This is a genomic window from Nonomuraea sp. NPDC004186, assembly GCF_053603495.1.
On sequence record NZ_JBSGFQ010000100.1, the window covers coordinates 1 to 26,271 of the forward strand.

General features: G+C 69.2%; 32 protein-coding genes. 16 read left to right on the top strand and 16 right to left on the bottom strand.

Annotated features, from left to right (window positions below; all coding sequences use genetic code 11):
• The first annotated feature begins 95 nt into the window (after positions 1-95).
• The gene (locus tag ACWEPL_RS49730) at positions 96-626 is read left to right on the top strand and encodes an alpha/beta fold hydrolase (protein ID WP_452440441.1); all 531 of its coding nucleotides are present in this window, start codon (positions 96-98) and stop codon (positions 624-626) included.
• Between the two features lie 355 nt (positions 627-981).
• Here ACWEPL_RS49730 and ACWEPL_RS49735 read toward each other — a convergent pair whose 3' ends face one another.
• Positions 982-2,217, bottom strand: coding sequence for a helix-turn-helix domain-containing protein (locus ACWEPL_RS49735; RefSeq protein ID WP_452440442.1), 1,236 nt, complete (start codon positions 2,215-2,217; stop codon positions 982-984).
• 179 nt (positions 2,218-2,396) lie between these two features.
• On the opposite strand from ACWEPL_RS49735, the gene ACWEPL_RS49740 reads away from it, so the two are divergent.
• Both ACWEPL_RS49740 and ACWEPL_RS49745 read left to right on the top strand, forming a co-directional pair.
• Positions 2,397-3,611, top strand: a complete 1,215-nt coding sequence (locus ACWEPL_RS49740) for an FAD-dependent monooxygenase (RefSeq protein ID WP_452440443.1) — start codon at positions 2,397-2,399, stop codon at positions 3,609-3,611.
• 203 nt (positions 3,612-3,814) lie between these two features.
• Positions 3,815-4,444, top strand: a complete 630-nt coding sequence (locus tag ACWEPL_RS49745; protein ID WP_452440444.1) for an isochorismatase family cysteine hydrolase — start codon at positions 3,815-3,817, stop codon at positions 4,442-4,444.
• Positions 4,445-4,465: 21 nt separating this feature from the next.
• Here ACWEPL_RS49745 and ACWEPL_RS49750 read toward each other — a convergent pair whose 3' ends face one another.
• The gene (locus ACWEPL_RS49750) at positions 4,466-5,404 is read right to left on the bottom strand and encodes a hypothetical protein (protein ID WP_452440445.1); all 939 of its coding nucleotides are present in this window, start codon (positions 5,402-5,404) and stop codon (positions 4,466-4,468) included.
• 296 nt (positions 5,405-5,700) lie between these two features.
• Between ACWEPL_RS49750 and ACWEPL_RS49755 the strand changes: the two genes are divergently transcribed.
• Both ACWEPL_RS49755 and ACWEPL_RS49760 read left to right on the top strand, forming a co-directional pair.
• On the top strand, positions 5,701-5,913 hold the full coding sequence (locus ACWEPL_RS49755) for a hypothetical protein (protein WP_452440446.1): 213 nt from the start codon (positions 5,701-5,703) through the stop codon (positions 5,911-5,913).
• 168 nt (positions 5,914-6,081) lie between these two features.
• Positions 6,082-6,648 (top strand): GNAT family N-acetyltransferase, encoded by a 567-nt coding sequence (locus ACWEPL_RS49760; RefSeq protein ID WP_452440447.1) that lies wholly within the window; start codon positions 6,082-6,084, stop codon positions 6,646-6,648.
• A 95-nt stretch (positions 6,649-6,743) separates the two neighbouring features.
• Here ACWEPL_RS49760 and ACWEPL_RS49765 read toward each other — a convergent pair whose 3' ends face one another.
• Positions 6,744-7,595 carry a helix-turn-helix transcriptional regulator gene (locus tag ACWEPL_RS49765; protein WP_355212604.1) on the bottom strand — a complete coding sequence of 284 codons (852 nt, stop codon included), beginning with the start codon at positions 7,593-7,595 and terminating at the stop codon, positions 6,744-6,746.
• Between the two features lie 86 nt (positions 7,596-7,681).
• Here ACWEPL_RS49765 and ACWEPL_RS49770 point away from each other — a divergent pair, with 86 nt between their 5' ends.
• Positions 7,682-8,464 carry an SDR family NAD(P)-dependent oxidoreductase gene (locus ACWEPL_RS49770; protein WP_452440448.1) on the top strand — a complete coding sequence of 261 codons (783 nt, stop codon included), beginning with the start codon at positions 7,682-7,684 and terminating at the stop codon, positions 8,462-8,464.
• Between the two features lie 135 nt (positions 8,465-8,599).
• Here ACWEPL_RS49770 and ACWEPL_RS49775 read toward each other — a convergent pair whose 3' ends face one another.
• The 3 genes from ACWEPL_RS49775 to ACWEPL_RS49785 form a co-directional block, all read right to left on the bottom strand.
• Complete coding sequence (locus tag ACWEPL_RS49775) at positions 8,600-9,058, bottom strand: hypothetical protein (protein ID WP_363968198.1); 459 nt, start codon at positions 9,056-9,058, stop codon at positions 8,600-8,602.
• 156 nt (positions 9,059-9,214) lie between these two features.
• Positions 9,215-9,430, bottom strand: a complete 216-nt coding sequence (locus tag ACWEPL_RS49780) for a hypothetical protein (RefSeq protein ID WP_350742394.1) — start codon at positions 9,428-9,430, stop codon at positions 9,215-9,217.
• An 80-nt stretch (positions 9,431-9,510) separates the two neighbouring features.
• On the bottom strand, positions 9,511-9,993 hold the full coding sequence (locus tag ACWEPL_RS49785; protein WP_452440449.1) for a hypothetical protein: 483 nt from the start codon (positions 9,991-9,993) through the stop codon (positions 9,511-9,513).
• Positions 9,994-10,330: 337 nt separating this feature from the next.
• On the opposite strand from ACWEPL_RS49785, the gene ACWEPL_RS49790 reads away from it, so the two are divergent.
• The gene (locus ACWEPL_RS49790; protein WP_452440450.1) at positions 10,331-10,675 is read left to right on the top strand and encodes a YciI family protein; all 345 of its coding nucleotides are present in this window, start codon (positions 10,331-10,333) and stop codon (positions 10,673-10,675) included.
• Positions 10,672-11,925: an RNA polymerase sigma factor gene (locus ACWEPL_RS49795; protein ID WP_452440451.1), complete on the top strand. Its 1,254-nt coding sequence runs from the start codon at positions 10,672-10,674 to the stop codon at positions 11,923-11,925. The genes ACWEPL_RS49790 and ACWEPL_RS49795 overlap by 4 nt, the downstream gene beginning before the upstream one ends.
• Positions 11,926-11,994: 69 nt before the next feature.
• Here ACWEPL_RS49795 and ACWEPL_RS49800 read toward each other — a convergent pair whose 3' ends face one another.
• A complete protein-coding gene (locus tag ACWEPL_RS49800) occupies positions 11,995-12,477 on the bottom strand; it encodes a hypothetical protein (protein WP_363968206.1) in 483 nt (160 codons plus the stop codon).
• Positions 12,474-12,965 carry an RNA polymerase sigma factor gene (locus ACWEPL_RS49805; RefSeq protein ID WP_363968208.1) on the bottom strand — a complete coding sequence of 164 codons (492 nt, stop codon included), beginning with the start codon at positions 12,963-12,965 and terminating at the stop codon, positions 12,474-12,476. The genes ACWEPL_RS49800 and ACWEPL_RS49805 overlap by 4 nt, the downstream gene beginning before the upstream one ends.
• Before the next feature lie 92 nt (positions 12,966-13,057).
• Between ACWEPL_RS49805 and ACWEPL_RS49810 the strand changes: the two genes are divergently transcribed.
• Both ACWEPL_RS49810 and ACWEPL_RS49815 read left to right on the top strand, forming a co-directional pair.
• On the top strand, positions 13,058-14,239 hold the full coding sequence (locus ACWEPL_RS49810; RefSeq protein WP_452440454.1) for an FAD-dependent oxidoreductase: 1,182 nt from the start codon (positions 13,058-13,060) through the stop codon (positions 14,237-14,239).
• Between the two features lie 194 nt (positions 14,240-14,433).
• Positions 14,434-14,898 (top strand): tetratricopeptide repeat protein, encoded by a 465-nt coding sequence (locus tag ACWEPL_RS49815; RefSeq protein WP_363968211.1) that lies wholly within the window; start codon positions 14,434-14,436, stop codon positions 14,896-14,898.
• Positions 14,899-14,993: 95 nt separating this feature from the next.
• Here ACWEPL_RS49815 and ACWEPL_RS49820 read toward each other — a convergent pair whose 3' ends face one another.
• Together ACWEPL_RS49820 and ACWEPL_RS49825 are read right to left on the bottom strand one after the other, a co-directional pair.
• A complete protein-coding gene (locus ACWEPL_RS49820; protein ID WP_452440456.1) occupies positions 14,994-15,605 on the bottom strand; it encodes a dihydrofolate reductase family protein in 612 nt (203 codons plus the stop codon).
• Between the two features lie 73 nt (positions 15,606-15,678).
• Positions 15,679-16,521, bottom strand: coding sequence for a helix-turn-helix domain-containing protein (locus ACWEPL_RS49825; RefSeq protein WP_363968214.1), 843 nt, complete (start codon positions 16,519-16,521; stop codon positions 15,679-15,681).
• 83 nt (positions 16,522-16,604) lie between these two features.
• On the opposite strand from ACWEPL_RS49825, the gene ACWEPL_RS49830 reads away from it, so the two are divergent.
• Complete coding sequence (locus ACWEPL_RS49830) at positions 16,605-16,832, top strand: peptidase inhibitor family I36 protein (RefSeq protein WP_452440457.1); 228 nt, start codon at positions 16,605-16,607, stop codon at positions 16,830-16,832.
• 292 nt (positions 16,833-17,124) lie between these two features.
• The gene (locus ACWEPL_RS49835; RefSeq protein ID WP_452440458.1) at positions 17,125-18,132 is read left to right on the top strand and encodes a phosphotransferase enzyme family protein; all 1,008 of its coding nucleotides are present in this window, start codon (positions 17,125-17,127) and stop codon (positions 18,130-18,132) included.
• Positions 18,133-18,194: 62 nt separating this feature from the next.
• Here ACWEPL_RS49835 and lgt read toward each other — a convergent pair whose 3' ends face one another.
• From lgt to ACWEPL_RS49850, 3 genes are all read right to left on the bottom strand, one after another.
• Entirely contained in the window at positions 18,195-19,091 is an 897-nt protein-coding gene (gene lgt, locus ACWEPL_RS49840) for a prolipoprotein diacylglyceryl transferase (RefSeq protein ID WP_452440459.1), read from the bottom strand.
• A gap of 616 nt (positions 19,092-19,707) precedes the next feature.
• Entirely contained in the window at positions 19,708-20,112 is a 405-nt protein-coding gene (locus ACWEPL_RS49845) for a hypothetical protein (RefSeq protein ID WP_452440461.1), read from the bottom strand.
• A 227-nt stretch (positions 20,113-20,339) separates the two neighbouring features.
• Positions 20,340-20,666, bottom strand: coding sequence for a helix-turn-helix transcriptional regulator (locus tag ACWEPL_RS49850; protein WP_452440483.1), 327 nt, complete (start codon positions 20,664-20,666; stop codon positions 20,340-20,342).
• 153 nt (positions 20,667-20,819) lie between these two features.
• Here ACWEPL_RS49850 and ACWEPL_RS49855 point away from each other — a divergent pair, with 153 nt between their 5' ends.
• Entirely contained in the window at positions 20,820-21,251 is a 432-nt protein-coding gene (locus ACWEPL_RS49855) for an STAS domain-containing protein (RefSeq protein WP_452440462.1), read from the top strand.
• A gap of 243 nt (positions 21,252-21,494) precedes the next feature.
• Here ACWEPL_RS49855 and ACWEPL_RS49860 read toward each other — a convergent pair whose 3' ends face one another.
• Positions 21,495-22,427, bottom strand: coding sequence for a GlxA family transcriptional regulator (locus ACWEPL_RS49860; RefSeq protein WP_452440463.1), 933 nt, complete (start codon positions 22,425-22,427; stop codon positions 21,495-21,497).
• A 97-nt stretch (positions 22,428-22,524) separates the two neighbouring features.
• Between ACWEPL_RS49860 and ACWEPL_RS49865 the strand changes: the two genes are divergently transcribed.
• Both ACWEPL_RS49865 and ACWEPL_RS49870 read left to right on the top strand, forming a co-directional pair.
• Positions 22,525-23,190, top strand: coding sequence for an HD domain-containing protein (locus ACWEPL_RS49865; RefSeq protein WP_452440464.1), 666 nt, complete (start codon positions 22,525-22,527; stop codon positions 23,188-23,190).
• A 227-nt stretch (positions 23,191-23,417) separates the two neighbouring features.
• On the top strand, positions 23,418-23,999 hold the full coding sequence (locus ACWEPL_RS49870) for a hypothetical protein (protein ID WP_452440465.1): 582 nt from the start codon (positions 23,418-23,420) through the stop codon (positions 23,997-23,999).
• Here the strand turns inward: ACWEPL_RS49870 and ACWEPL_RS49875 are convergent.
• The gene (locus ACWEPL_RS49875; RefSeq protein WP_452440466.1) at positions 23,948-24,241 is read right to left on the bottom strand and encodes a hypothetical protein; all 294 of its coding nucleotides are present in this window, start codon (positions 24,239-24,241) and stop codon (positions 23,948-23,950) included. The two genes, ACWEPL_RS49870 and ACWEPL_RS49875, sit on opposite strands and share 52 nt — an antisense overlap.
• 475 nt (positions 24,242-24,716) lie before the next feature.
• On the opposite strand from ACWEPL_RS49875, the gene ACWEPL_RS49880 reads away from it, so the two are divergent.
• Complete coding sequence (locus ACWEPL_RS49880; protein ID WP_452440468.1) at positions 24,717-25,241, top strand: hypothetical protein; 525 nt, start codon at positions 24,717-24,719, stop codon at positions 25,239-25,241.
• A 665-nt stretch (positions 25,242-25,906) separates the two neighbouring features.
• On the opposite strand, the gene ACWEPL_RS49885 is transcribed toward ACWEPL_RS49880, so the two are convergent.
• On the bottom strand, positions 25,907-26,215 hold the full coding sequence (locus tag ACWEPL_RS49885; RefSeq protein ID WP_452440470.1) for a putative quinol monooxygenase: 309 nt from the start codon (positions 26,213-26,215) through the stop codon (positions 25,907-25,909).
• Between the last annotated feature and the right edge of the window lie 56 nt (positions 26,216-26,271).

A 26,271-nucleotide genomic window follows, 5' to 3' on the forward strand; every position in this document is an offset into this window, starting at 1 on the left:
CGGCCTTCGGCAACTCCTCCCGATAGGCCCGGAACGCCACCAGCGGCGTCCAAGAAATCCCAATTCGTCCGAACTATTTCGCTGAGATCACCTCAGTGCCCGGTCGTACGTTTCGTACGTCAGCATTTCCGCTGTCACGCTGCCTCAGGCATCCATCGAGCGGCGGCGGTCACCCCAGCCCGTACGGGAGGCCAGCCACCTCCGGCGATCGTCAGGGCCTCATCCGTTCCTCGGTCAGGCGTCGACCGAAACGCTTCCGGCGCTATCGCAGCGTCCTGGCCGGCGGCGAGCTGAGCGGCATGATGGTCAACCAGGACCGCATCACCGACAGCCTGCTGGACGAGTGGTGGGCGCCGATGACCTTCCGCGACAACATCCGCGCCACCTACCTGCTGGAACGCCGCCTGGACTGGGCGCAGACCGAACGTGCCCTGCCCTCCACCAACACCCCCACCCTGGTGCTGTGGGGCAGACAGGACACCATCCAGCCCGTCGAGCGCGCCCACCGCTTCGCCGAACTGCTGCCCCATGACCAGCTCCACATCCTGGACGGCTGCGGCCACGCGCCCCAGCTGGACTGCCCCGGTCCCGTGAACCGCCACCTGCAGACCTTCTTCACCAACTGACTGACCCGCGCTCCCCCGCGCCTGGGGCACTCCTTGCCAGAACCAGCCATCGCACCAGGTACGGGATCTTCTCGCTGCCAGGGCTGCGGCACGAGTGACCCCGGCCTGGCCGCACCTGACTTCGCCTGGAGGCTCAACGGCCATGACGGCTGGTGGGGCTGGCCTTACGCGGTGAGCAGGGCCCCGATCTGGGAGCGGTCCGGGATGCGGGCGCGGCGGGTCGCCGGCCTCGTTCTTCGGTTCGGTCGGCGGCGCCTGCTCGCCGAGCGCGGTGGCCGGGTGGAGGTGGGCGAGCGCGTGGACGGTGCGCGGGACCGCCTCGACCCCCCGTGCGCTGGAGCGCGTATCCCTGCGCTCAGGCTCCGGGGAACTGGTTCTCGCCGCCGGCTCGAGCCAGCGACTCGGCGGCGTGGCGCCAGATCTCCGCGGCCAGGTCGAAGTTGGCGCGCTCCTGCGCCTGCTCGGCCAGCGTCCGAAGGCCCCGCATGCCTTCATCCTGCTTGCCGTCCAGCAGCAGGAGCTGGTTGCGCAGCACGTCCAGACGGATCTGCTCCTGATAGTCCAGGTGGTCGTGCGCGTCGGCGAGTCGGTCGAGCAGGGTGCGGGCTTCGTCGGTGTGCCCGGTGTGGAAGGCCAGGCGTGCGCGTAGCGCAAGCAGTTCCTGTTCGACCGTGGGCGTGCCGGCGAACGGCAGACACGCCTCGACCTCCTCGATACGGCGCCGGGCGGGCTCGGTCTCGGGCGGGGTCACGTTGAGGTGGAGGCGGGCGGCGACGATTCGCAGCCGCACCCACATGGCCGGGTCGAGGCGGCCTTGGAGTTGCTCCAGAGCGTCGTTGACCAGCTTCAGCGCGACCTGGGGCTCGCCCTGGCGGAGCCGGACGCCGGCCACGGTCCACGCCGCCTCCGCCAGGAGCCTGCCGGCGGGCAAGCCCGCGACCACGGTGAGCAGTTCGTCGGCGTGCTGGCGGGCCTCGGCCATCCGGCCCGCCTCAGCCAGCGAGGACACCAGAGCCAGAAGGGTGTCGGCCACGATGCGTGTCGTCAGGCCCTCGTCGACGGCCAGGCGGTAGGCGCTGATCGCGGTCTCGACCGCGGCCGGAACCTGGCCCGCCCCGCGTTGCGCGCGCGCCAGTCGCGCCCGTGCTCGGGCGCGCAACTCGGGCAGGTCGAGCTGTTCGGCGAGCGCCACCAACTCGTCCAGGCAGCTGCGCTCCTCGGCGTGCTCCATGTTGTGGCGTCGCCATTCGGCGACTCGCCACAGCGCTTGCCAGCGCAGCAGGGGGTCCTCGCTGCCTGCCGTACGCAGGGCTCGGGCCAGCAGCTCGCCCGCCTCGTCCACGTCGAGTCCGACGGTGGCGGCCAGGCTGCGCGCCAGCGACCAGTCCGGCGGTTCGGCCAGGTCTTCGGGGGCGACGCCGAGCTGACGGGCCAGGTGGGCCACGGCCTCGTCAGTGGGGGGCCGGGCCCCGGACTCCAGTCGGGAGAGGTATCCGGTGGACATCCCCTCGCCCGCGAGCTCGGCCTGGGTCAGGCCGCGTTCGGTCCTCAGCTGCTTGAGCCGTCGGCCGAAGGCGGGCTGCGTCAGCATCTGTCGTCTCCTTGCCAGGTGAGAGCGCGGGCCGACCGGCCCTCTGCCGCAGCTCATGCTAGCCACCCTACACACGCTTGGCAAATCTTTGCCAGGACAATTAACCGCGCCTAGTCGCGTGGCAAACAGAGGAGGAAAGTAGTTGCCAAAACTCTGGCAATGCCGTTACGGTTCTTGGCATGACGAACTCACGGCGACTCGCCAACCGCACCGTTCTGATCTCCGGCGCCAGCGTGGCCGGCCCCGCTCTGGCCTACTGGCTGCGCCGCTACGGATTCACCCCCACCGTGGTCGAGCTGGCCCCCGAGCTTCGCGACGGTGGCTACAAGGTCGACCTGCGCGGCGTGGCCATGCAGGTCGTCGAGCGGATGGGCATGCTGGAGACCGTACGGCGGGCAAGTACCGCAATCCGCGGCGGCTCGTGGGTCGCCGAGAGCGGCAAGCCACTGGCCAACCTCGGCCCCGACCTGATCGGCATGCGCGCTCCCGGCGACGACGAGGTGATGCGTGGCGACCTCGCCCGGCTCCTCTACGACGCGACACGTGAGAGCTGCGAATACCTGTTCGGCGACACGATCACCGACCTCCACGAAGGCCCCGACGGCGTCGACGTCACCTTCCGCCACGCCCCGCCACGCCGCTTCGACCTCGTCATCGGCGCCGACGGCCTGCACTCGACCGTACGCCGCCTGGCCTTCGGCCCGCAGGAGCGCTACGTCCACCCCCTCGGGATGCACGCGGCCGTCTTCACCGTCCCCAACCACCTCGGACTCGACCACTGGGAGCTGCTCTATCCGACGCCCGGCAAGGTCGTGAACGTCTACGCCACCAGGCCCGACACCGCGAAGGCGCAGTTCGTCTTCCCGAGCCCCACCGTCCTGCCCGACCGCTTCGACAGGGCCGCGCAGCAGCGCATCTTGACCGAGGCGTTCGCCGGCGTCGGGTGGGAGAGCGACACTCTGCTGCGAGCCATGCCGCACTCGCCGGACTTCTACTTCACGCCGGTCAGCCAGGTTCGCATGGAGCACTGGTCCACCGGCCGGATCGCCCTGGTCGGCGACGCCGCCTACAGCCCGTCCCCGCTGTCCGGGCAGGGCACCAGCCTCGCGCTGGTGGGTGCGTACGTGCTGGCCGGTGAAATGAGCGCGGCGGCGGGCGACCATCGTGCGGCTTATGCCGGATATCGAGAAGCGATGCGCGGGTACGTGGACGTGAACGTGGCGCTCGGCGCGAGCAACGCCGCGCAGATGGTCGCGGGCAGCCCGCGGCAGATCAAGATGCAGACCACGATGATGCGGCTGGTCAGCCGCCTGCCGTGGAAGGATCTGGCGATGCGGCCGATCATGAAGCCGCTCAACGAGGCCGCCAACGCGCTCACGCTCGCGGCGTACTGAGCCTCGAACAGCCCGTCACCCATGAGTTCAAGGACGCGGCCGTCCGCATGGTGCTGATGCGGGCGGGACGGACAAAGAGCCTGTCAAGACTTCGACCGCATCGCCGAGCTCGGTCCGGGACCGGGGTACATCACGGGCGTGAACAGGCACACACGAAGCCAGCCGACCGAGGTGAACAACCCTGGCACGAAGCCCACTGCGCGATGACCAGCACGTCCTACGAACTCAGCCGGGCCGGGGTCCTCCTGGTCGATCCCTACAACGACTTCTTGTCCGAGGGCGGGAAGATCTGGCCCCGGTTGAAGGAGATCGCCCAGCGCGTGGGGCTTCTGGACAATCTACGCGCGGTGATCGCCGCCGCACGAGAGGCCGGGATCCAGGTGTTCATCGTTCCGCATCGGCAGTGGCAACCCGGGGACTACGACGACTGGAACCACCCCAATCCCACTCAGCGCGGGATCCAGGAACGCCATACCTTCGCGAAAGGCAGCTGGGGCGGCGAATGGCACCCCGATCTCGCCCCCCAGGACGGCGACATCGTCGTCAAGGAGCATTGGTCACAGAGCGGCTTCGCCAACACCGATCTCGACCTGATGCTCCGGCAGCACGGCATCACCCATGTCATCATCATCGGCCTGCTCGCCAACACCTGCATCGAGTCGACCGGCAGGTACGCCATGGAGCTCGGATACCACGTGACCCTGGTACGGGACGCGACCGCGGCCTTCACCGCGGAGATGCTGCACGCGGCTCACGAGCTGAACGGGCCGACCTACGCACACGCCATCACGACGACGGCGGAACTCCTCACGGCGATTCGGTCCGCTCAGTAAGCGATCAGCGGCAGGCTACGCCTATGGATCCGCCGCCGAGGTTCCGGGCCTGCCGCGCGACCGATCGACCCCCCGGCCCCGCCTTCGCGTCGGGGCAACCGGCGTCGTCATCCGGCAGTGTGCCGGGGTGGCGGGCACTCGCCGTCCTGGTCGGTACCGGAGCGACTCGCCGAGCTGCTGATCGAGCTCGTTACTCAAGCGCCGTCCCGTGCCGCCGATCGCGCTGTGCCCCGCGGCGGCAGCGATGTGCTGGTTTGCGATGACTTCTAGAAGCATCGGCTTCACCAGGCCGGGCGACCAGCGGGGGTTGCGCTTGAACCGGCTCGGCACCGTACGGCTGAACTCGCGCGCGGCACGCTCCAGCACGGCGCGGTGTCCGGCCACCGTCTCTTCGCAGGCCACCTGCCCGGAGCCCTCCCGGTCCTCTGCGTGGTTGCGTGGGGGCGGGCCGGGAGCAGGTATGAGGGGCGGGGGTGGGAGAGCGGACACGAGGTCGCGGGCGCGGCGGAAATCGGGCCTGCCGGTCCAGGCGTTCGTACGGCTCTCAGCGGCGCCCGCCGCCGCGACCAGCTCGGCCTGAGCCTGGGCGAGCTCCTGGCTCTCCTCCCAGGTGCGCAGCCGGTGGAGGTAGTGGCGGTATTGGCCGGCCATGACGGAGTCGTACCAGTGGCGCCATCGCGCCGACCACACCCGAAGCTCTTCCGGCAGGAGGGTCGACCAGGCGGCCTGCCGCCACTCGGGCGGGAACAACGGGTTGTGACCGATGACGGCCACCCGATGGCTCGGCCAGGCGCCATCCGCGTCGGTGTCGATGATCAGCAGGGCGCGCAGCCGCTGGTCCACGTCGTTGCGTGCGTATGTGCCCTGCGTATGGAGGGCTGCGTGCGTGCGGACGAGGTGTTCGAGTTCGGCGAGGTCGGCGTGGTCGCGTACCGCCGCGGGCACCCAGTCCGTTCCCATGACCGGCCATCGTAAGGGGTGCGTTGAGCCCGAGAATCCGCGGCAGCCAGGATCGTCTCCTCTTGTCCGCGAGCCGGGGGTGGAGGGCGTCCGTGATCGGAGGCCCAGGCGATGGGCCGAGCTTCCCGGGATTCGTCCGGGCTCGGTGCTGCTGAGCGATGGCGCTCCTTCCCGGTCGAGCCCGGCGTCCAACGGGCGAGTGGACCGCAATCCGGCCCGACGCCTTCACGAATTACTCGCCGTTCCGGGGGTGGACGGGCTGGCCCCCGGCGCCGATGCTGGGAGGCAGTACCGTCGTGCTCATCGGCCGACTGGAGGGCCGCATGCAGACCCGTGCCTGGACTCGCCGTACTGCCGCCTCGGCGGCCGCCCTGGTTGCCCTGCTGTCGCTGTGCACCACTCCGGCCAGTGCGAACGCCGGGTCGTCCGCGAACACGAACGTGGTCCGCCCGCCGCAGTGCGCCATGGTGCTGGCTGACGGCGAATCGGGCGCCAAGCGCCCGGTGTGAGGCCCGCCATGCCCGCATCCACCGAGGATGACGGCCATGACGTCACTACCCGTCACCGCCGCTTGGTCGTGGTCGGCGAGTTGCCTGGGACGGCGGTGACGGCCCAGGCGATCACCACGAGAGCGGCTGACAGCAGGGGCCCTCCGGCGGATATGCGAAGGTACCCATATGTCGTACACGGTCCGGCCCCTGGACGCCGCCACCTGGCCCGCCTTCGCGGAGCTCGTCGAGCGCAACAACGGGATCTTCGGCGGGTGCTGGTGCGTCGGTTTTCATCCGGAGGGCAACCAGAGGGGGGCCGGCCGTCGCGCCGTCAAGGAGGACCGGGTCCGTACGGGTCGCGCTCATGCAGCGCTCGTTCTCGACGAGCACGGCGCCGCCCAGGGATGGTGCCAGTACGGCAGCCCCGATGAGCTCACCGGCATCAAGCACCGGCGCGCGTACGACAAGGAAGCGCCGCCCCGCCCGGACTGGCGGATCACCTGCTTCTACGTCGACGGCCGGCATCGCGGCCAGGGCGTCGCGCGGATGGCCCTGGAAGGCGCGCTCGACCAGATCGCCCTGGCCGGGGGCGGCCTCGTCGAGGCCATCTCCGAGGTGACCACCGGCCGCGAGGCGCCGGGCCGTTTCCTGTTCAGCGCGACGGTCGAGCTCTTCGAACAGTACGGATTCACCCGCGGCCGGCAGGTCGGCAAGCACGCGTGGATCGTGAGCAGGGTGGTCGATCCGGCGTGAAGCGAGCGGCCGCCGGGCCGTTCCCTGCTGCGGGTGGTCAGCCAGATCGAGACCGACCCGAGCCCGCGAGCACGCAGGCCACCCACCGGGAAATCTCAGGTCGGAACGTCCATGCGTTGCGTGCCGACGACCGCCAGCAGGCGTAGCGCCTGTTCGGACGGCGAGCCGGGGACGGCGGTGTAGATCACGACCCGCTGGTCCCGGTCGGTGATGTCGAGAACGTCGCAGTTGACGGTGACCGGGCCGACCAGCGGATGCTGGAAGGTCTTCGTCATCATCGGTGCGCCGGCCACGTCGTGGGAGTCCCACAGACGGGCGAACTCCTCGCTTCCCTCGTGAAGCTCACGCACCAGCTCGGCCACCTCGGGGTCGTCAGGGTAGCGGGCGGCGGTGGCGCGCAGGTGGCTGGCCGAAGAGCGGGCGAACTCGTCCGCATCCGACACCCCGTACAATCGCCGTCCCTGAGGGTGCGGGCCGAGGAAGACGCGGCGCACCAGATTGCGGTCGCGCCGCGACAGGGCGGAGAAGTCCTCCATGAGCGCGGCCGCCAGGTCGTTCCAGGCGATGATCTCGTACATCGCGGACGTCACGATCGCGGCGGCCTGCGGCAGCCGCCGCAGCAGGTCGAGGATGCTCTGGCGCACCTCGCGCGAGGGCCCCGGCGCGGGGGCGGGCGGTGCGCCGGCGAGGCGGTGGAGGTGGTCGCGCTCGGCATCGGACAGGCGGAGGGCCCGGGCCAGCCCGGCCAGCACCTCCTGCGACGGTCGTGGACCGCGGGCCTGCTCCAGCCGGGTGTAGTACTCGGTCGAGATGAAGGCCAGCTGCGCCGCCTCCTCGCGGCGCAACCCGGGCGTACGGCGGCGCGGCCCGGCAGGCAGCCCCACGTCAGCGGGGATGATCCGCTCGCGCCTGCTGCGCAGGAAGGCCGCCAGTTCCTGTCTGTCCATACTCCCAGCTTGCACGAATGTGCGCAGTCCTGGCATGTACCGGTTGTACCTGGATAAGCCCGGCGCACTGGCGCAGGCTGACTGTCATGCACAACGCCAACGAAACGTCCATGGGGCTGCTGGCAGGCAAGGTCGCCTTCATCACCGGCGCCGGGCGCGGCATCGGCGCCGCCGCGGCCCGGCTGTTCGCCCGGGAGGGCGCCGGGGTGCTGCTCGCGGCCCGTACGGAGGAACAGCTGAAAGCGGTGACCGAGGAGGTACGGGCGGCGGGCGGCACCGCCGGTTACGTGGTGTGCGACCTCGCCGACGCCGCCAGCGTGCGCGCCGCCGTCGATCGCGTCGTGGACCTGTACGGCCGGCTCGACGTCGCCTTCAACAACGGCGCGACCATCACGCCGCCCGGCCCGATCGACCAGGTGAACGAGGCCGACTTCGACCTCCTCTACGCCGTGAACCTCAGGGGCCCGTGGCTGGCCATGACCGCCGAGATCGCCGCCATCCGCGCCACCGCAGGCACGGGAGCCATCGTCAACAACTCCAGCATCGGCAGCCTGATGGGCAACCCCGAACTGCCCGCCTACGGGGCGATGAAACGGGCCGTCAACAGCCTCACGGAGTCGGCCGCCATCACCTACGGCCCCGAAGGAATCCGCGTCAACGCCATCGCCCCCGGCAACACGCTGACCGAGATGATCCGTACATGGGAGGAGCACTCCCCCGGTCTCGTCGAGCGGCTCAAGGCCCGGACCCCGCTGCGCCGCGCGGCCGATCCCGACGAGATCGCCCAGGCCGCCGCCTGGCTGCTCAGCGACCGCGCCTCCTTCGTGACCGGCACCGTCCTCAGGGTGGACGGCGGCGCACGCGCCTGACCTGGTGCGGCTCAACCACGGCATGTATCGCCGGCTGTGCGTCTGAACGCCTCGAACAGCTCTTCGTCGTCAGGATGAAGGCCTGGCCCGAGGTCAGCAAGGAGCGCTTCGAGCCGCCTGACCACGGCTTACGGCTCAGGCCAGGGCCGAGATCTCGATCCGCGTGTGGTCGGTGGGGGCCACCAGGCAGGCGAGCACGGCGTTCCCCCGCTCCAGGCGCTCCCCCATGGACGAGGTGAGCCGGGCCGCGCGCTCGATCTCGTAAGGCTCGCCGGCCTGCGGGGTCACGCGGAGCCGCAACATCCAGATGTAGCGTCCGTTGAGCTTGTTGGACGTCTCCTCGGCCCCCAGGACCGTCGCGTTGCACGGCAGCGCCGCCGCGCGCTCCTCCGGCGTGAAGGTCCGCAGCGAGGCGGATTCCAGGCTCGCGAACGACAGGAAGCCCATCGTGAGCACGCCCGCGGCCAGGAAGAGGCACGCCGCGCTGACGTACGCCCCGGCCCGGGTGTGCGGCTTCCGCCTCAACACGAGGAACAGCACCACGCCCACGATCAGTGCGATGACGGCGAATGCCCCGAAGACGATCGATGCCATCTTTCTTCCTCATGCTGATGGCCGGCGGCTGGTGGGCCGGCCTTGTCCGTTGCGATGCCGGTAGTTGATCAGGCGTCGCTTGCATGGCGGCTGCAGGCCGCCTGATCGCGTGGTGGTGACGGACAGGTCCGGGGGCCGGCCACGGCCCGCGGCTGATCAGGCGCTGGCCGCGGCCCGCCAGCGTCGCAGGATGTCCTCGTCGTCACGGTCACCGTGCCAGGAGGCTTCCTCGTCGATCGCGTGCGGCAGCCAGTCGTGGTAGTCCGGGGCGTCGGGCGTGATGTCCCTGGTGCCGTCGATGCGGGTGCCGTCGGGGAGCACGGTGGAGGTCGGGACGCGAAGGACGCCGCCGGCCAGCATGATCGCGGTCATGTGTTTCATCCCCTCCGTCCCGTCTGCCACGGTTCTCTGCCCAGCATAGCGGCCCGGTGCGCCATCGGCAGGGGTGCCGCTCAGCGGATCCCGTACCGTCCCGCGAACCAGGCATAAGCCTGCCGGGCCGCGTCTTCATCCCGGAACAGCTCGATGAGCCGCCGGGCCCGCCGGACCAGCACGCAGGCGAAGGCTTCGGCGTACAGCTCGGTGACCGCCGCCCGGTAAGGCGGGGCGAGGCGTCCGGCGCTCGCGGCGTGCAGGGCCGTCCAGAACGGGGTCTGGGACGGCATGCCATCCATGTCGTCGGCCGCGTGCCCCAGCTCATGGCCCGCCACGCTCGCCGACGGCGACGGCACGCTGCCCACCCCGATCATGCGCCGCCTCGGGTCGTAAACGCCGGCGCTGCGCTCCCACCCGCCCTGCTGAACGGGCAGCGGGATGCCCCGCAAATGCTCGAAGCCCGGTAAGTCCGGCACGGCCCCGGGTCCCACGACGATCCCGCCGCCCAGATGAGCGGCCAGCCGGGTGCCCAAGGCGCGCGGCACCGCGGACAACGTCATGATCGCCAGCAGGGTTTCGGCAGGAGGGAACGTACCCGGACCCCATGCCCTGTGGACGCGATCTTCGAGCGCGCCGACATGAAGCCAGCCCGGCCGTCCTCTGCTCTGGCTGGCCACCCACGTCCTCTGGTCGTCGCTCCGGCAACTGCCGACGTGCTTGGCGCATGAGATCGCAGGCGCGACAACACAGTCGTTGATCGCGAACTTTAGCGTCCGGCGGGGCGCGCCGCACATCCACCCGGCACGGTCATCACCAGGGAGGTGGGTTGTCGAATCCGGGCAGGCCGTTCGACATAAGGGTGTAAGCCAGTAACAAGCACCTGGAAGGACAGCCACCATGGCTCAGTACGCGATCCTCATCCACACGAAGGCCGAGGTCGTTCCCGGAGCGCGGGAGGCCCACGAGCGCCACTTCGAGGACCTGGTGAACTCCGGCGCGCTGGTCGCGGCATTCGCGTTGCAGCCGACCGACACAGCCACCTCGATCCGCGGCGACGTGGTGACGGACGGCCCGTTCGTCGACGCCAAGGAGGTCATTGCCGGGTTCGCCATCATCGAGGCGCCCGACCTGGATGCAGCTCTGAAGATCGCTCGGGCCAACCCCGCCACCCAGCAGGGCGGCGGTGTCGAGGTGCGGCCCGTCGAAGGCGGCTTCATCGCCGATCGGCCCGCCACGGCATGACGCCCCCGGCGGACGTCGAATCGGCGGTCGCGGACGCGTACCGTCGCGGATGGGCCCTGGTGCTCGCCGCGACGGCGGGCGTCGCGCGCGACCTGGACCTGGCCGAGGAGTGCGTGCAGGAGGCGTACGCCGCGGCCCTGGCGAGCTGGGCCCGCGACGGGATCCCGGACACGCCGCAGGCGTGGCTCACCACCGCGGCCAAGCGCCGCGCGATGGACGCGGTGCGGCGCCGGCAGACGTTCCGCTCGAAACTTCCGCTGCTGGTGGAGCCCGAGGAGGCGGAGGACGAGCCGGCCGTCGTCGAGCCGGAGGACGTGGTGCCGGACGAGCGGTTGCGGCTGATCTTCATGTGCTGCCACCCCGCGTTGGCGCAGGAGGCGCAGCTGGCACTCACGCTGCGGCTGGTGTGCGGGGTGACGACCGCCGATGTCGCCCGGGCGCTTCTGGTGTCGGAGCCGACGATGGCCGCCCGGATGACCCGGGCGAAGAAGAAGATCTCGGCCGCGCGGATCCCCTTCCGGCTGCCGGAACGCGCTGAGCTGCCGGATCGGCTGCGCGCGGTGCTCGGCGTGATCCATCTGCTGTTCACCGCCGGGCACACCGCGCCGTCCGGCGCATCGCTGGTGCGTACGGACCTGGTAGATCAGTCGATACGGCTGGCCAGGACGCTGCGGGAGCTGATGCCCGACGAGCGGGAGGTGCGGGGGCTGCTCGCGCTGCTGCTGGTCACCGATGCCCGGTGCGCCACCCGGGTCGATGCCGAGGGGCGCTTGCTGCGTCTGGAGGACCAGGATCGATCGCTCTGGGACCGTTCGGCGATGTCCGAGGCGCACGGCCTGATCGTGGACGGGCTGCGCGGCGGGCGACCGGGCCGCTATGTCCTGCAGGCCGCGATCGCCTCCCTCTACGCCGAGGCGCCGTCGTACGACCGGACGGACTGGCCGCAGATCGTGACCCTGTACGACGAGTTGCTGTCGGTGTGGCCGTCGCCGGTGGTGGCGTTGAACCGCACGGTGGCGGTGTCGATGGTCTCCGGGCCGGCGCGGGCGCTGGAAGAGGTCGCGGAGCTGGAGAAGGACGGCCGGCTCGCGAGATACCAGTACCTACCGGCGATCAAGGCGGACCTGCTGCATCGGCTGGGCCGCCGGGAGGAGGCCTCGATCGCCTACCGCCAGGCGCTGGAGTTGACCGGAAACGAGGCCGAGCGCGAGTTCCTGACCGAGCGCCTCGCCGGGCCGCATCGGGCATAGGTACGGGGCTCCCGCCCGCCGGTCCTCGTCGGGGGCTGCCTCATCCGTCCTGGAGAGATACCCCGGAACTCAGGGCCCATGGTGGGCAGCGAGACTTTCGATGGTGTGGAGCTCCTGGTCGATTTTCGCGAGGGCGGCGCGGCGGTGGTCCGACCCGTTTTGGCCGGGCTCCGGGGTCTGCCCGCGCTGGTGTTCGAGATGTGCCAGCAGGGTCTCGCTGCCCAGGCGGCGGGCGGCGAAGGCGATGACGACTGTGGCGGACTGCATCAGGCACCAGCCCGGCCGGAGCCTGGCGTCCATCGCGTCCTCGCGGCCGGCGCTGTCCTGCACCAGCAGGCGCAGGAACTCGCCGCGCTGCTCGATGACGCGCACGTGGGCGACGCCGGGCTCGTAGCGGGGGGTGGCGTGTTCCAGGTCCGCGACGACCTGCCACACAGCCTCGAAGGGGGCGGCGATGCGGCGCTGCCCGACAACGGCGCCGGGCAAGGCGGCCGCGAGAATGGCCAGGCGGTCGATCGGGTCGATATCGGGGTGCGCCACAGGATCGTTCACGATTCCCACACCTCCCGGAACGCGGCCCTGGCCCGATGCAGCCGGGATTTCACGGTTCCTATCGGGATCCCCAACGTGTCGGCGATCTCTTGTTCGCTGAGGCCTTCTTGCGTACGCAACATCAGCACGGCGCGCTGGGAGACAGGCAGGCGCGCCAGGGCGTCATCGATGTCCACGAGTCCTTCCTGAGAGGAGACGTGGCCGGCCATGAGCGTTTCCTCCGCGGCGACCTCCAGGTCATGCCGGTGGGCGAGCCGGATCGCCGTCCGGACCGTGACCGACCGGACCCAGGTCATGATCGCTTCAGGGGCGCGCAGCGACGGCAGGCCCCGGAAGACCGCCAGCAGGGCCTCCTGTGTGGCATCGTCGGCCGCCGCAGGGGCGATCCGAGCGCACAATCGGCGGACGTACGGGGCCAGCTCGTCGAGAAGCCGGTCCAACGCGAGCGCGTCCCCCTGCTGAGCGGCGGCGACGTTCTCGGGGTCCACGCCAGGAAGATTACAAGAACATCAGCCGGAACCTTTCACGGATTCCCCGCCACTTTCCAGCCAGGAGGACATCACGCAGAAGGGGCTATCTCGTGAAACCAGATCTGCACATCGTCGGCGCCGGCCTGACCGGGCTCACCGCCGCCATCGAGGCGGCCGAACGCGGCTGGCGGGTGACCGTCGCCGAGGCAAATCCCCGGCCGGGTGGGCGAGCACGCACGCTGGCGGCTCCTTACCGGGCCAATCTCGGTACCCACGCGATCTACGTGGACGGGCCATGGTGGGCGTGGCTGGAGGGCCGCGGTCTCACCCCGCCCATCGTGGAGGCGCCGCGCCATGCCACCCTCGTCCGGGCCGGAGGCCGGCTCGGACCGTGGCCGGCCGAACTCGGCCAGGTCATCGCCGCGCTACCCACCGAGGCGCCCGCCGAAGAATCGTTGCGCGCATGGCTGCTCCGGCACGTCGACGCCAGGATGGCTGAGGCCATCGTCGGAGTGGTCTTCATCTTCACCTTCGACCACGACCCCGGGCGGCTTTCGGCCGCGTTCGCCCACCAGCGCCTGCGCCGGGCGATGGCCGGCGGCGTCCGGTACGTGACCGGCGGGTGGTCCACCCTGGTCGACCTTCTGGCCGAGCGGGCAGCCGGCCTCGGCGCGCAGATAAGCACCCGGACACGGGTGCCTGCCCTGCCCGCGGGCCCGACGATCCTGGCCACCAGCCTGGCCACGGCGCGCCAATTGACCGGCGACCGATCGCTCACCTGGCCCGGCGCCCGCGTGACGACGGTCGACCTGGGCCTGCGGGCCGACAGCGGCCCAGACTGGTTCCGGGTGATGGACCTCGATGCCCGGATCTACGCCGCCCGCTACGGCCTCGCCGACCCCACCTTGGCCCCGCCCGGACACGAACTCGTCCAGATCTCCGCCGCCTGCGCCCCAGGCGAGCGGAAAGCCGACGCCGAACGCCGCGTTCAGCATCTTCTCGACGAGTCCTGGCCCGGCTGGCGCGCGGCGCTGCAGTGGTACCGCAGCGCCCTGCGCACGGACTGCACCGGAGCCATCGATCTGCCGGGACGACCTGGCACGACCGCCCGGCCGTCGGCCGCGGTGACTCCCTCGCCGTGGCCACAGACCAGTCAGCCGCGCCGGGACTGCTGGCCGAGGTCGGAATCAGCGCTGCGCAACTCGCCCTCCAGCAGCTCGGCGAAACCCCCATGCTCGCTGAGGCCCACATACGCGTCTGATTCTCGCCACGATCAAGGTCGGTCCCGGTGAACACGCTCGGCTGGGACCAGACGGCACCCGGGGGCTGATCATGTCGGTCAGCACCCGGAGGTCGTCGTGTGCGGCTCCTGGTCGTTATCCGGGTTGCTCAAGCGAACCTGCTCTGGTCAACCGCATGGCGGTTTTTGAGCCGCGTCAGGCGAGTAGGCTGACCGCGCTTGCCCCTGACGATCAAGGAGCCGCTCATGACGACCGACCCGACGATGACCCGGATCGGCCAGGGGGTGGAGTTGCATCACCACCAAGGTCAGCGTGAAGCTGCTCGCGACCTGTTCGCGCAGATCTGGGATGACATCGGCGGCGAGCAAGGCGATCCGCTGCATGTTTGCGTTCTTGCCCACTCGATGGCCGACGTGCAGGACGACGTGCATGAGGAGCTGAGGTGGGATCTGCGAGCGCTTGCCGCCGCCGATCTGGTCACCGATGAGCGGGTGGCCGAAGCCGGGGTGCCGCTTTCGGTGGCCGGCTTGTATCCGTCGTTGCACCTGAACCTGAGTGAGTGCTATCGCAAGCTGGGCGATCTCGATCGCGCCCGTGAGCACCTCCAGCAGGCGCGGGACGGGATCGGCGTGCTTGGCGACGACGACTACGGGCGGCTCATCAGGGGTGGCCTGGAGCAGGTGGCCGGGCAGTTGGGTGAGACCATCTGACGTCCTCGGACCAGGACCTCCAGGGTCTCCAGCACGCTGATCCCCGGTGGACCCAGATCCTTGAGCCATGCTCATCGGAGCAGTCTCAGCACGCCTTAACGGCGCACCTTGAACCTCAGGTGCAGCACCCCTTCGCCCTGGATGACCACGTGGGGATCCTCCAGCAGATGCTGCCCATCGATGCTGCCGAAGAAGCGTTTGCCCGACCCGAACACCACCGGCGCCACGTCCATCGCCACCTCGTCCACGAGGCCGGCCGCCAGGATCTGGCTGCCCACGTCGCCGGCGTTCACAGCGACGGTTCGCTCCCCGGCGAGCTCCTGGGCCTTGTCGATCGCAGCCCTCACGCCATCGACGAAATGGTACGAAGCCTCGGGGTGCCAGCCCTCAGGCTTGGGCCGGTGGGACACCACGACCACGTGGTCACCCGCGGGCGGCCGACCCTCCCAGCCGTTCACCAGGTCGAACAGGTGGCGGCCCATCACGATCGTGCCGATCGTCTCCCACGTCGACCGGACGTACTCCGCCGATGCACGTGAGACCTTGATGCCGCTTCCGACTCCGGAATGGTCGTACTGCTGGTCGCCGCCTTCGGTGATCGGGATTTCGCCGTTGAAGTACCAATCGTGGAGTGGCCCGACGTCGTCGTTCTTGTCGGCGATGAAGCCGTCCACCGACACCACGTTGTGCATGATTACTGTGCCCACAGGTTCTCCTGGAATCTCCTTGCGCGTTCGCCCCCGATCCTTCCGCCCTCAGGGCGAGTGGGCTTGTAAAAAATCAATCGGCGGGCATCGGCCCGCTGTCCGGCGGAAACCCCCGCTCGGCGGGGAACCGGCGCCGCAGGTCCAGGTATTCCGTCGGGGTATGGCCGGTGAAGTCCTTGAACTCCCTGCTGAAGTGGGCCTGGTCGAAGTAGCCCGCCGTGTGGGCGAGCTGCGACCAGTCGACCGGACGCAGAGCGTCCACGGACACGATCAGCCGCGCGAACCGGTAGATCCGCGCCACCCGCTTCGGGGTGACCCCGACATGAGACTTGAACTGCGTGGCCAGGTGATTGCCGCTCACCCCGGCGGCATCGGCCAGCGCACCGACCGGGACCACGCCGTAGGAGGTCTCCAAACACCAGCCTGTGTGCTGGACCAGGTCGAGACCGCGCGACGGCGCCTCGGCAAGCCGCGATCGCAGCTCCTCCTCCAGCACCCGCAGCGCCTCGGCGGCCGACGTGAGGTCGCCGACCTGGTTGCGGATCCGATCCATGGACCGTTGCCAGACGGCGTCGACCGGCACCCATCGGTCCCGCAGTTCGGTCGCCGGCATGTCGGCGAACGGCGAGATCCCCCAAGGCTTGAAGTGCACCCCGACGAGCCGCACCGGTGTAGGGTACTCGAAGAGGAAACGCCTGGTCCATACCCCCATGAACCACCCATCGGTGAACACTGCCGGCGGCACCGAGGGATCGGAATCCCACAGGCGTACGGGCCCGCCCAGGTTGATGAACAGGTGCGCGGACGGCATCGGCGGGACGTTCATCCGGCGGTGGCGTGGCACTCCGGTCAGGCAGTAGATGTCGTCGATGAACCGGTCGAGCGGCGGCGCGGGCACCCGGACGACGTATTCCATGGAGTCAGTGTGACCGACGAAGGTGCCCGCTCAGCCTCACCCCGGTCGGCTTTGAAGTGATCTACACCACTCACGACTGTTGCGTGCACTTTTTCCACAGAGCACCGGAAAGCGCCCTCGTACGGATCTCCGACGAGGCCGGGCAGCTCGATTCCAAGCGGTGCCAGCCCGGCATGTTCTGCATCTTCGCCGACCCGGACTTCAAGGGCGACGTCCTCGGGACGTTCGGCGATGTCGCCAACGTCGGCGTCGCCAGCCGGCGCATCGGCGGCTTCAACGCCCCAACAGCAACCCCGTGGCCTTCGCCCTGAAGATCCGCCCCAACGAGTTCAGCCCCAACGTCGGCTTCTTCGCCGACGATCTGACCACCGCCTACGGCACCTGCTAGAGAGCCGGTCATGTAGCCGTCCGATATCGCATGAGGCGAGCGGCTCGGGTCACGCCAAAGCCCTCACCACATGGCCTCCGGGTCCGGCTTCCGGCATTCTCGGCTCGACCCGCGCAGGACTGGTTGACCAGAAGAGGAACCCATTGCTGACTCTTGCTTTGAGGGGCCCATAAACCGGTTGCGCGCCCGCCTGGGCATACCGCCAGAATTGGCGCGTGACTGCGCCCGCCGACCTGGAGTTCCTGGTCCGGTTGCTTGAAGCGTGGGGGTTTCCCCCGGACACGACGATCATCCGAGCCGAGCAGGGGACCAACAACCAGACGTTCGTGCTCCGCCAAGGGGACCTCCGATACGTGCTCCGGGTCAGCCAGACCCTGTCCGCCGCGCGGGTCGGCGCCGAGCACCGGATCCTGCGGTGGGTACGGCAGGCCGGACTTCCCTTCCAGGTGCCTGAGCCGGTCGCCGCGCCCAGCGGGGACACCGTGATCGAGACCGCGGCGGGACCCGCCACCGTCTGCCGGTGGATCCCCGGCGTGCGGCCCGACCTCACGGGCCGGACGGCACTCGAGCGCTTCGGCCGGGCGGCCGGGCTGCTCGGCGAGACATTGCTGGGCGTACCGCCAGAAGACGGGCTGGGAGACTGGCGCGGCAATCCTCTGGCGCACCCCGCCGTACCGCACGTCGGCACCCTTTGCCGTCAGCTGCGCGCCACCGGGATCAGCGCGGAGCGGGCCGCCCACCTCGAGGCCGTGGCACGCCGCGTCGAGCAGGAGTGGCCTGTGGGCGGCGGCACACTGCCGACCCAGGTCATCCACGGTGACCTGGCGGCCTCGAACGCCCTGGTCGACGAGGACACCGGGGAGGTGAGCGGGCTGCTTGACTTCGAGTTCGCCGGGCTCGGCTTCCTGGTCCAGGAGGTGATGGCGGCGCTGTTCAACAGCGGGGCCCTGGAGACGCGCGACTGGCAGCTCCGCACGACGGCCTTCCTCCGGGGGTACGCCTCGGTCCGCCCGCTGGACGTCGCCGAGGCCGACGCCCTGCCCCAGCTGCTCCTCGCCCGGGCGGTCGGCAGCGCCCTGTGGCGGGCGGGCCGCTGGCTGAACGGGAGGGCGCAACTCGACGAGGTCGCCGACCGAATCCGCAAGCTGGAGGACACGACCCGCTGGCTCGACGCCAACGGTGGAAAGCTCCGGTCACTCGCGGCCTCCGGCGGGCACGGGTGACTCGGAAACGGCCAGCGCCGCGTCGCGCGCCTGCGGGCCGCGCGGGTCGCATGTCGGTCGCGTCAGGTGCTCTCGGTCGGATCGGAGACCTGCCCGCCGCTCTCCTCGTGCGAGGCCTTGCCCCGTGAGGCCGGCACCACGATCTCCTCGTTGTCCTTGTTACGAGCCACCCAGAGATAGACCAGCGCGCCGACGAACAGCACGATCGAGGTCCACTGGTTGATCCGCAGCCCAAGGAGCGTCACCGCGTGGTCCACCCCGCCGACCGGGTCGATCCGCAGCCCTTCGATCCAGAACCGCCCGAACGTGTAGCCGGCGACGTAGACGGCGAACAGGCGGCCGTGGTGCAGCGTGAACCGTCTGCCGGCCAGGATCAGTCCGAAACCGAGCGCCGCGTCCCACAGCGACTCGTACAGGAAGGTCGGGTGGTAGAGCACGCCTGGCTCGCCGCCGTGCGCCTGGTCGATCTCCAGGCCCCACGGCAACGTGGTCGGACTACCGTACAGCTCCTGGTTGAACCAGTTGCCCCAGCGGGCGATCGCCTGCCCGAACGCGATGCCGGGCGCGACCGTGTCGGCCACGGCTGCCAGGGACAGCCCCCGGCGGCGGCAGGCCAGCCACATGCCCACGCCTCCCAGGGCGACCGCGCCCCAGATGCTGAGCCCGCCTTCCCAAATGAACAGCGCCTGGTACGGCTCCTTGATCGCGCGCGGGCCGAAGTAGGTCTGCCAGTCGGTGATGACGTGGTAGAGGCGAGCCCCGATCAGGCCGAAGATCACTCCGGGGACCGCCAGGTCGCCGATCGTGCCCTTCTCGCCGCCGCGGGCGCGCCAACGGCGCTCGCTCAGCCAGATGCCGAAGCCGATCGCGATGATGAAGCACAATGCGTAGGCCCGGATCGGGATGAATCCGAGATACCAGACCCCTTCGGAAGGGCTGGGAATCGAGGCGAGAGGCATGCCGGTGAGGCTAGCCAACACGAGGCCCCTTGACCGCCTTCGTAACCTGATCGCGAGCCATCTGCGATGTGACGCGGCGTAGCCGAACCGGTGCGGCATCCGCTGGCCGTGCGCTTGCTACTCCCCCGGCCTCCGCCCAGGCCCAAGGCGGGCTCGGGCGGCAGGTCACCGCCGCCTGGACCCTGATCGTCGAAGCCGCGGAGAAGACGGCCGCCGCCACTCACGCCCTGCAACTGCGCGAGGAGAAACGGCAGCGCACCAAGCAGGTGCCGGGAGCTGGACAAGACCAACCGCCAGACGGCCACAACGACCACCATCGGGCCCGGCGTTCCCACGCTCTGGCGGTCGCACCCGACGGTATTGCGGCCTCCATAGCCGAAGGCGGCCCGGCCGTCGACATCACGACCGCACACAGCACAGTCCGGGATGATCGCCCTACCTGACAGCGGTTCTTCGATGGCTCGACGATGCTGCTCGCCAGAACTCCGTCTCCGTCGTCGCCCCGACCCGTACACGCCGAACAGATCACGGTCGGCCACGGCCCGACGGCGACCGCACTGACCCGGACGGACGCCACGCGGGAGCGGGGCTGGGGAGTCAGCCGACGGGGTCGTGGTCATCGTTCGTTGATGGTCTGGTCGCCACCGGCCTGATACACCCGGCCCTGCCCCGAAGCCTGCGCCCACATCTGCACATTGCGCGCGCCATCCCCCGTCGAGACGACGCCGGTATTGTCCCCGCCGATGGCGATCGACCGCTCCCCCGAAGCCGACATGCCAGGCGGCGTCTCGGGCACGCCATCCGCTGGGTCAGCGGCGGCAGCGGTCGGCTTGGTACGGTCGGCGCGCAGCTGCAGCAGCAGTGCCACCACCGCGACCACCAGTCCGGCCGCGCCGATGAACATGCTGATCACGCTGGCCCGCTGATCCAGCACGCCCAGCACGTCCGGCGGGAGGCGTAGCGGGTCGGCGAAGAAGCCGATCAATCCCACGGCCAGTAGTGCCGTCATCGCGACGATCACGGCGATGACCGCCCGCCGTCTGCCCCGTGACCGTGGGGCGTGTCCGGATCCTGCTGCCGTCTTCGACATGCTTCCAGGGTGCTCCCGAACCACCATGAGCAGGACGCATAGTGACGAACGCGTTACCTTCGCCCGCGAGGTAGGCGTCGGCCGCTCCACGCCGTACCGGGCGCTGGAAGACGACGACCAACCCGCCACATCGGCCGCCGGGCCGGCGAGGTAGCGGTCTACGGCTGGTGCGACGGCGGGCTGTCGGGCAGGTCGCGGTCGGTGAACATGGCGATCAGGCGGCGCACCGGCATGCCGGCCTCCGTGGGGTAGCGGAAGTCCAGGTCCGTGTTGATGGTGTAGCGGTTGTGGCGGCCGACTCGTTCGCGGGTGAGGTATCCGGCATCGTGCAGGTCGTTGACGATGCTCTGTACGGTGCGCTCGGTGATGCCGATCCAGGAGGCGATCTCGCGCAGCCGTACCTCGGGGTTGCGGGCGATCTCCAGCAGCACGCGGGCGTGGTGGGTCAGGAAGGTCCAGGCCGGGGTCTCGTGACCGGGCTGCATGGCGCTCACGCTTTCAGTCCGTGGTGGCGGACGGTGTCGGGTAGTGGCTGGCATCAGAGTTTATAATGAAAGCTATTTCATGTAACCTTCTTCAGGGTTTACGGTTGAGAACGCCACCAAAGTCCCCGTACCGATCGAGGAGGCGGATACGCGATGTCTGAGCAGGCGGACGGCCGCCATGCCGAGGACCTGACCGCACGGATGACTGACGTGACCCCGCTACATCTGACCAGCCGAGCCCTGATCGGCGGCACCCTCATCGAGGTGGTGGGCGAGGTGGATGCCGCCACAGTCGCCCAGCTGACCGCCTACATCGAGCGTGAGCATCCGGACGCCGGCCTGCCCCTGGTGCTGGATTTGTCCGGGGTGAGTTTCATGGACAGCTCCGGCCTGCATCTGCTCATCCAGCAGCACCACCGTCAAGATGAGCATGGCGCCGGCCTGCACCTGGCCGCCCCGCACAAACGGGTGAGGCGCATCCTGGAGATCACGGGCGTCGGTCAGTTGCTGCGCACCCATTCCGGGCTCGATCAGGCGCTGCTGGCCGCCGATCTGATCGATCCCATGCCGCGGTCCGCGGCATGACCTGACGCTCTGGCCATCGGCGGCTCGGCGACGGTGATCGCGCACGGGCCTGCATGCGTGCGGCTCGCCAGGCCGTCGGTGTCGGCTCCATTTACGCCCAGCGGGCATCGGACAGGTCCGGGGGCAAGGACGGCGCGAGGTCATAGTCCCGTGCTGGCAACTGTCGCCCCAGAAGGCCCGCATCTGTCGAGTCGGGCGACTCAAGGGCATCCCGGGATCATGCGTCTCAAGGGCGTCCCGGGATCATGCGTCCGCCATCTCGTCCTTGTGGCGGAACAGGATCCGGTATTCCTGAGGGGAGGTGCCGAGGTGCCGATGGAATGCGGCCCGCAAGGAAGCGGGAGCGCCGAGACCGGTCAGGCGGCCGATCTGCTCGATGGGCACGGTGGTCGCCTCCAGCAGTTCGCGTGCCCGGTCAATGCGCGCGTCGGTCAGCCAGGCCATGGGCGGAGTGCCGGTCTCCTCACGGAAGCGGCGGATCAGTGTCCGCCGCGACATATGGGCGCGTTCGGCGAGGTGGCCGACGGTCAGGGGCGTCGCAAGGTTGTCAAGCATCCACTCCCGCAGAGGTGCGAGTTCATCTCCGCTCGCTTCGGGGCGGAATTGTTCGATGAACTGTGCTTGGCCTCCCCGTCGCCGTGGCGGCGCGACGAGATCGCGTGCGTGCGTGTTCGCTGCTGCGGCGCCCAGGTCGGTGCGGATCAGGTGCAGGCACAGGTCAATTCCCGCGGTCACGCCGGCGGACGTGAGGATCTCGCCGTCGTCGACGTAGAGCTGATTCGGCAGGACATCGACGAGTGGGTAGCGCTGACGCAATTGCTCGGCGTGCCGCCAGTGTGTGGTCGCGCGGCGCCCGTCGAGCAGCCCGGCCGCGGCCAGGGCGAAGGCCGCGGTGCAGATGGAGACGAGTCGGGCGCCTCGGGCGTGAGCTGCTCGTAGTGCCGCCAGAAGCTCAGCGGACAGGGTCGCGTCAATGTGGTCGTAACCCGGAATGATCACAGTGGCGGCGTCGTCCAGCGCCTCGAGGCCGGCCGCGACGGTGATCGCGAAGCCGAACCCTGGCACCAGGCCGGTGTCGGTGTCACCGCACACCGTCAGCTCATAGTGGGGGTCCATGGCGAAGATCTGCGTCGCGGTACCGAACTCGAGCGGAAGCACACCGGGCAGTACGAGCACCGCAACGTGGTGTCTGTTTGTCATAGTGGCACGACTGTAGCGCTGGTTGGCATCCGTGCCACTTTTGGTAGGAGGGCCGGTTTCATAGTGTCGCGTCATGACCGGCATCCCCGCACTCTCGGAAGGCCTGCAGAACGAGGTACTCGCTCTTCCTGCCGGGCCGCTGGTTGAGGCAAGCCTCGCCGCGGCGCGTGCTGCGGTGCATCCGTCTGTGCTCAACCACTGCATTCGCGGTTTCTACTGGGCCCGCCTGTTCGCCGCCCACAAAGGCGTCCTGAACGACGCGGACTACGACGAGGAACTCCTCTTCGCCGCCCATGTGATGCACGACCTGGGTACAGGCCCCGACGCACCCGGCCGGCTCCGGTTCGAGATGGAAGGCGCCGATCTTGCCGCCATCGTGCTGACCGACCTCGGCGCTCCCGCCCGGGACGTCGACCGGGTCTGGGAGGCGATCGCTCTTCACACCACTCCGCAGATCCCCGAACGAATGGGGCTGCTGACCTACCTCACCTACGAAGGCATCTGGATAGATTTCGGCAAACATTTCGACCTCGTGGCCAAGGAACAGAGGCAGATCCATGCCGCCTACCCACGGCTCGAGATGGTCCGCCATCTGACCGGCGAAGTCCTCGCCCACGGAGCCCGCTCCGAGACCGCCGCGCCCCCGTACGCGATCGCCTACCACCTGGCGCGTGAGCGAGAAGCAGATGGAGTCACCTTCATGGAGCGTGGCGTAACCAATGGCCCGTGGGGGGAGTAGGCGGAGGCCCTCGGCACCGGCCTCATGGTGACCGTTTCCGTCGACTGAACAGGGCCGTCTTTCGCCCCGTCTCCTCCAACCAGGAAGCCATTCTCCACGGCACCAACGCCATCGCCGAAATCCTCGACCTGCGCAGCATTCACGTTGCCGAAGACTCACCCTGGTTTTGAGTATCCCGGGCGTTGCGCGAAAAGCCCGGGACTGTACCGCAAGAATCGGAGTTAAGCATGTCGGATTTTGTCGAATTCACATTCCGAGGGCAGCCGGGCTACAGCGAACCGGCAGTCCGGGAGATCGTCACCAGTTCGATTCCCGTCAGGACGATCGCCATCTACTGCTTTGACCCCCGGGCGGCCGGCGTTGCGCAGGCAGTGGCCGATTACTTCGGTGACGAGGTCTACCCTGGTGACCTTGTCCTCGACGAGGCAGGCAGGAAGAGAGGTTCTACAGCGACAGTGTTCCCCCTCATCGTCGGGGGTGGACGCGCAGCGGATGCTCTTCGCTCGATCACGGTCTCCCAGCACCTCTTCGGAATCGAGCGCGTTGTCGTCGTACACCACTCCTTCTGCGGCGGTACCTCATTCACGGAGGAGGGGATCATCGATGCGTGGAAACGTGAACAGCACACCGATATCTCGTCTGCGTACGACTGGGACGGCATCTGCATCGCTGACTTCGAGAAATCACTCAACTACGACGTAAGCCTGATCCGCAACAGCCCAGGCACGCCGAAACACGTTGAGATTCACGGCCTCTTCTACGACATCGATTCCGGCGAGCTGACAGAGGTCATCCGGGACGTTCCGTAATCCAAGTGCACGTGCGGCGGGATGATCGGGGCGACGGTGATGGTGAGCTTGGGTTTGTGCTGGGTCGCGGTGGCGTCGGTGAAGGCGAACACGCCGTCGAACTGCGCGCCGGTGGTCAGCGGGCCGGCAACCTGGCCGCCCGCGCCGCACGGCGCGTCGCAGCTCGGGGTGAAGATCAGGCTGGAGCCGGCCGGGCTGCCGAGCGCCCGGGCGGTGGCGGTATCCCAGCTTGCCTCCGCCACCCGGTGGGGCGCACGGTCGGGCCCGGCTTGTGTCCACAAGGCGGTTCGTGAAGCAGAGCGGGATTCGTCGGGCCCGCGGCCGGCTGGCCGAACTGAGCGGGCGGGCGGGCGGCGAGCCGGTCACCTTGGCCCGGCGTGGCCCGGCGTGGCCCGGGCCGCAGGGCGGCCGTCCTGCGGCCGGTCGAAGTGGCCGCCCCTGTGCGCCGGCCGAGGTGGGCCACCCCTGTGCGCCGGCCGGCCTGCGGGCCGCGTAGAGACGCGACGAAGAGCTGCGTGTCCGGGCCGAGGTGGATGACAGGTACGCCGCCGACCGGCTGGCCGATGCGCCGGCGCGGGCAGGGGCGGGCGGGTGCTTGTACGGACTTGTACGGATGATTCGGCCAGGGCTTCACCGGCCACGGAATTCTCGTCAGCGTGGTTCCAGCAACGACCCATCGCGGAGCGCGCGGCTTCGCGCAAGCAGGGAGGAACCCCGTTGTCCAGACTCATCAAGGCCGCGTTCGCCACGGCAGCGCTGTCCGGCGCTCTCGCGCTGACGATCACCGCCGCCGACGCCGTGTCCAGTTCCCAGACCGGCACGCAGACCAGCGCTCAGTCTTACACCGGGGAGAGCAGCCCATGGACCGCCCAGACGGTCGGAGCCTGGGGGAACATCCCGACGGCGTCTGTCAACGTCACCGTGCCCTCAGGGACGACGCGATTCGTCGACGCCCGCTTCACCGCCGAGTCCATTTGCGCCGGCGACGCCAGTGCCTGGTGCTCCGTGCGTATCGTCGTGGTCAACTCCGCGGGGACGACCACCGAGCTGCAACCGGTCACGAGCACGGACTACAGGTTCGACAGCCCCGGTGGCGTCGAGGAGGCCCACGCCCTCGAGCGTTTCTCTGCTCCCCTGGGCCCGGGCACCTACACCGTCCGGGTGCAAGCCCTGCGCATCACAGGCATCACTCAGTTCACCCTGGACGACTACGCGTTCGCGGTCGGCCTCGTCGAGCCCTAAGACATGATCATCAATAGGTCCCTGCGGACGTCTCCGCAGGGACCTATTGATCGTGAGATCAGGCGGCCGGGTCGCCGTGGCCTGCACGCCTTACCGGGCCAGGTCCACCATCCGCCGGTTCCGCCGATGTCGACCTCTACCGGCATCGTGGGCTTTGCCGAACACCGGGGACACGCCTTGAAGACCGGTCCACGTGCCTCACCTACCTGAAGAGATCATCGCGCTCTGACCTGTGAGAAGGGACCTCGAACCCTGGATGGCCAGCAGTTCTTCCGCCCATTCGCGCGGATCACCTCACAGACCGAGCCGAAGCGAGTGGCGTTGTCAGCGAAGGATTTGGCCTCACCAGCGCGTTGCGAACGCTGCCCAGGTGTCGGCAGGCGGCTGGGGGCAGCAGCCGGTCCTTGTCAGCGGGGCGAGTGCGCCGCCGGCATGGGTCGGCGGCGCACGCAACAGCGCCGTTCTGGTCGGGAATGGCGAGTTTGCGTGATTGCAGCGGCGGTGCCGCCGTGAACAGCAGCGGCTGCGTGCCTTTGGCGCCAGGCTTCACCGGTGGCGATGCGTTCGCCGGGCCCGGCCGGCGTGCCTGCCTCGTTCAACGACAGGTGATCGACGCCAGCCGCGCCTGTCGCCGGGGTCGTGGCCTGGCTCTTGTCGGCTCCAGGTCACTCGTCCAGATTCGACATGGTGCTGTGTCCGAAGGGGATGACCATGGTCCAGCCCTCGACCAGGTCATTCATGATCTCACCGAACTTCTGCACCGGTCCGTTGTTGATGTGGCTCTCGAAGGCGGCCTCATCCGTGTAGACCTCGTAGACGTACACCACGTCAGGTTCCGTCTCGACCTCCCACAGGTCGAGTCGCAGCGTGCCCGGCTCGGATTCCCTGACCACCTGGGTGTTCCAGCGTGAAAGCTCCAGAAACTCCGATCGCTTTCCTGGTTTGACGACGAGCCTGACGAGTGCCCCGTACATCAGATGCTCCTGATCTTGGGCCGGCCGATCTTTGCAGCCGGATCCGGGTGGGGGTT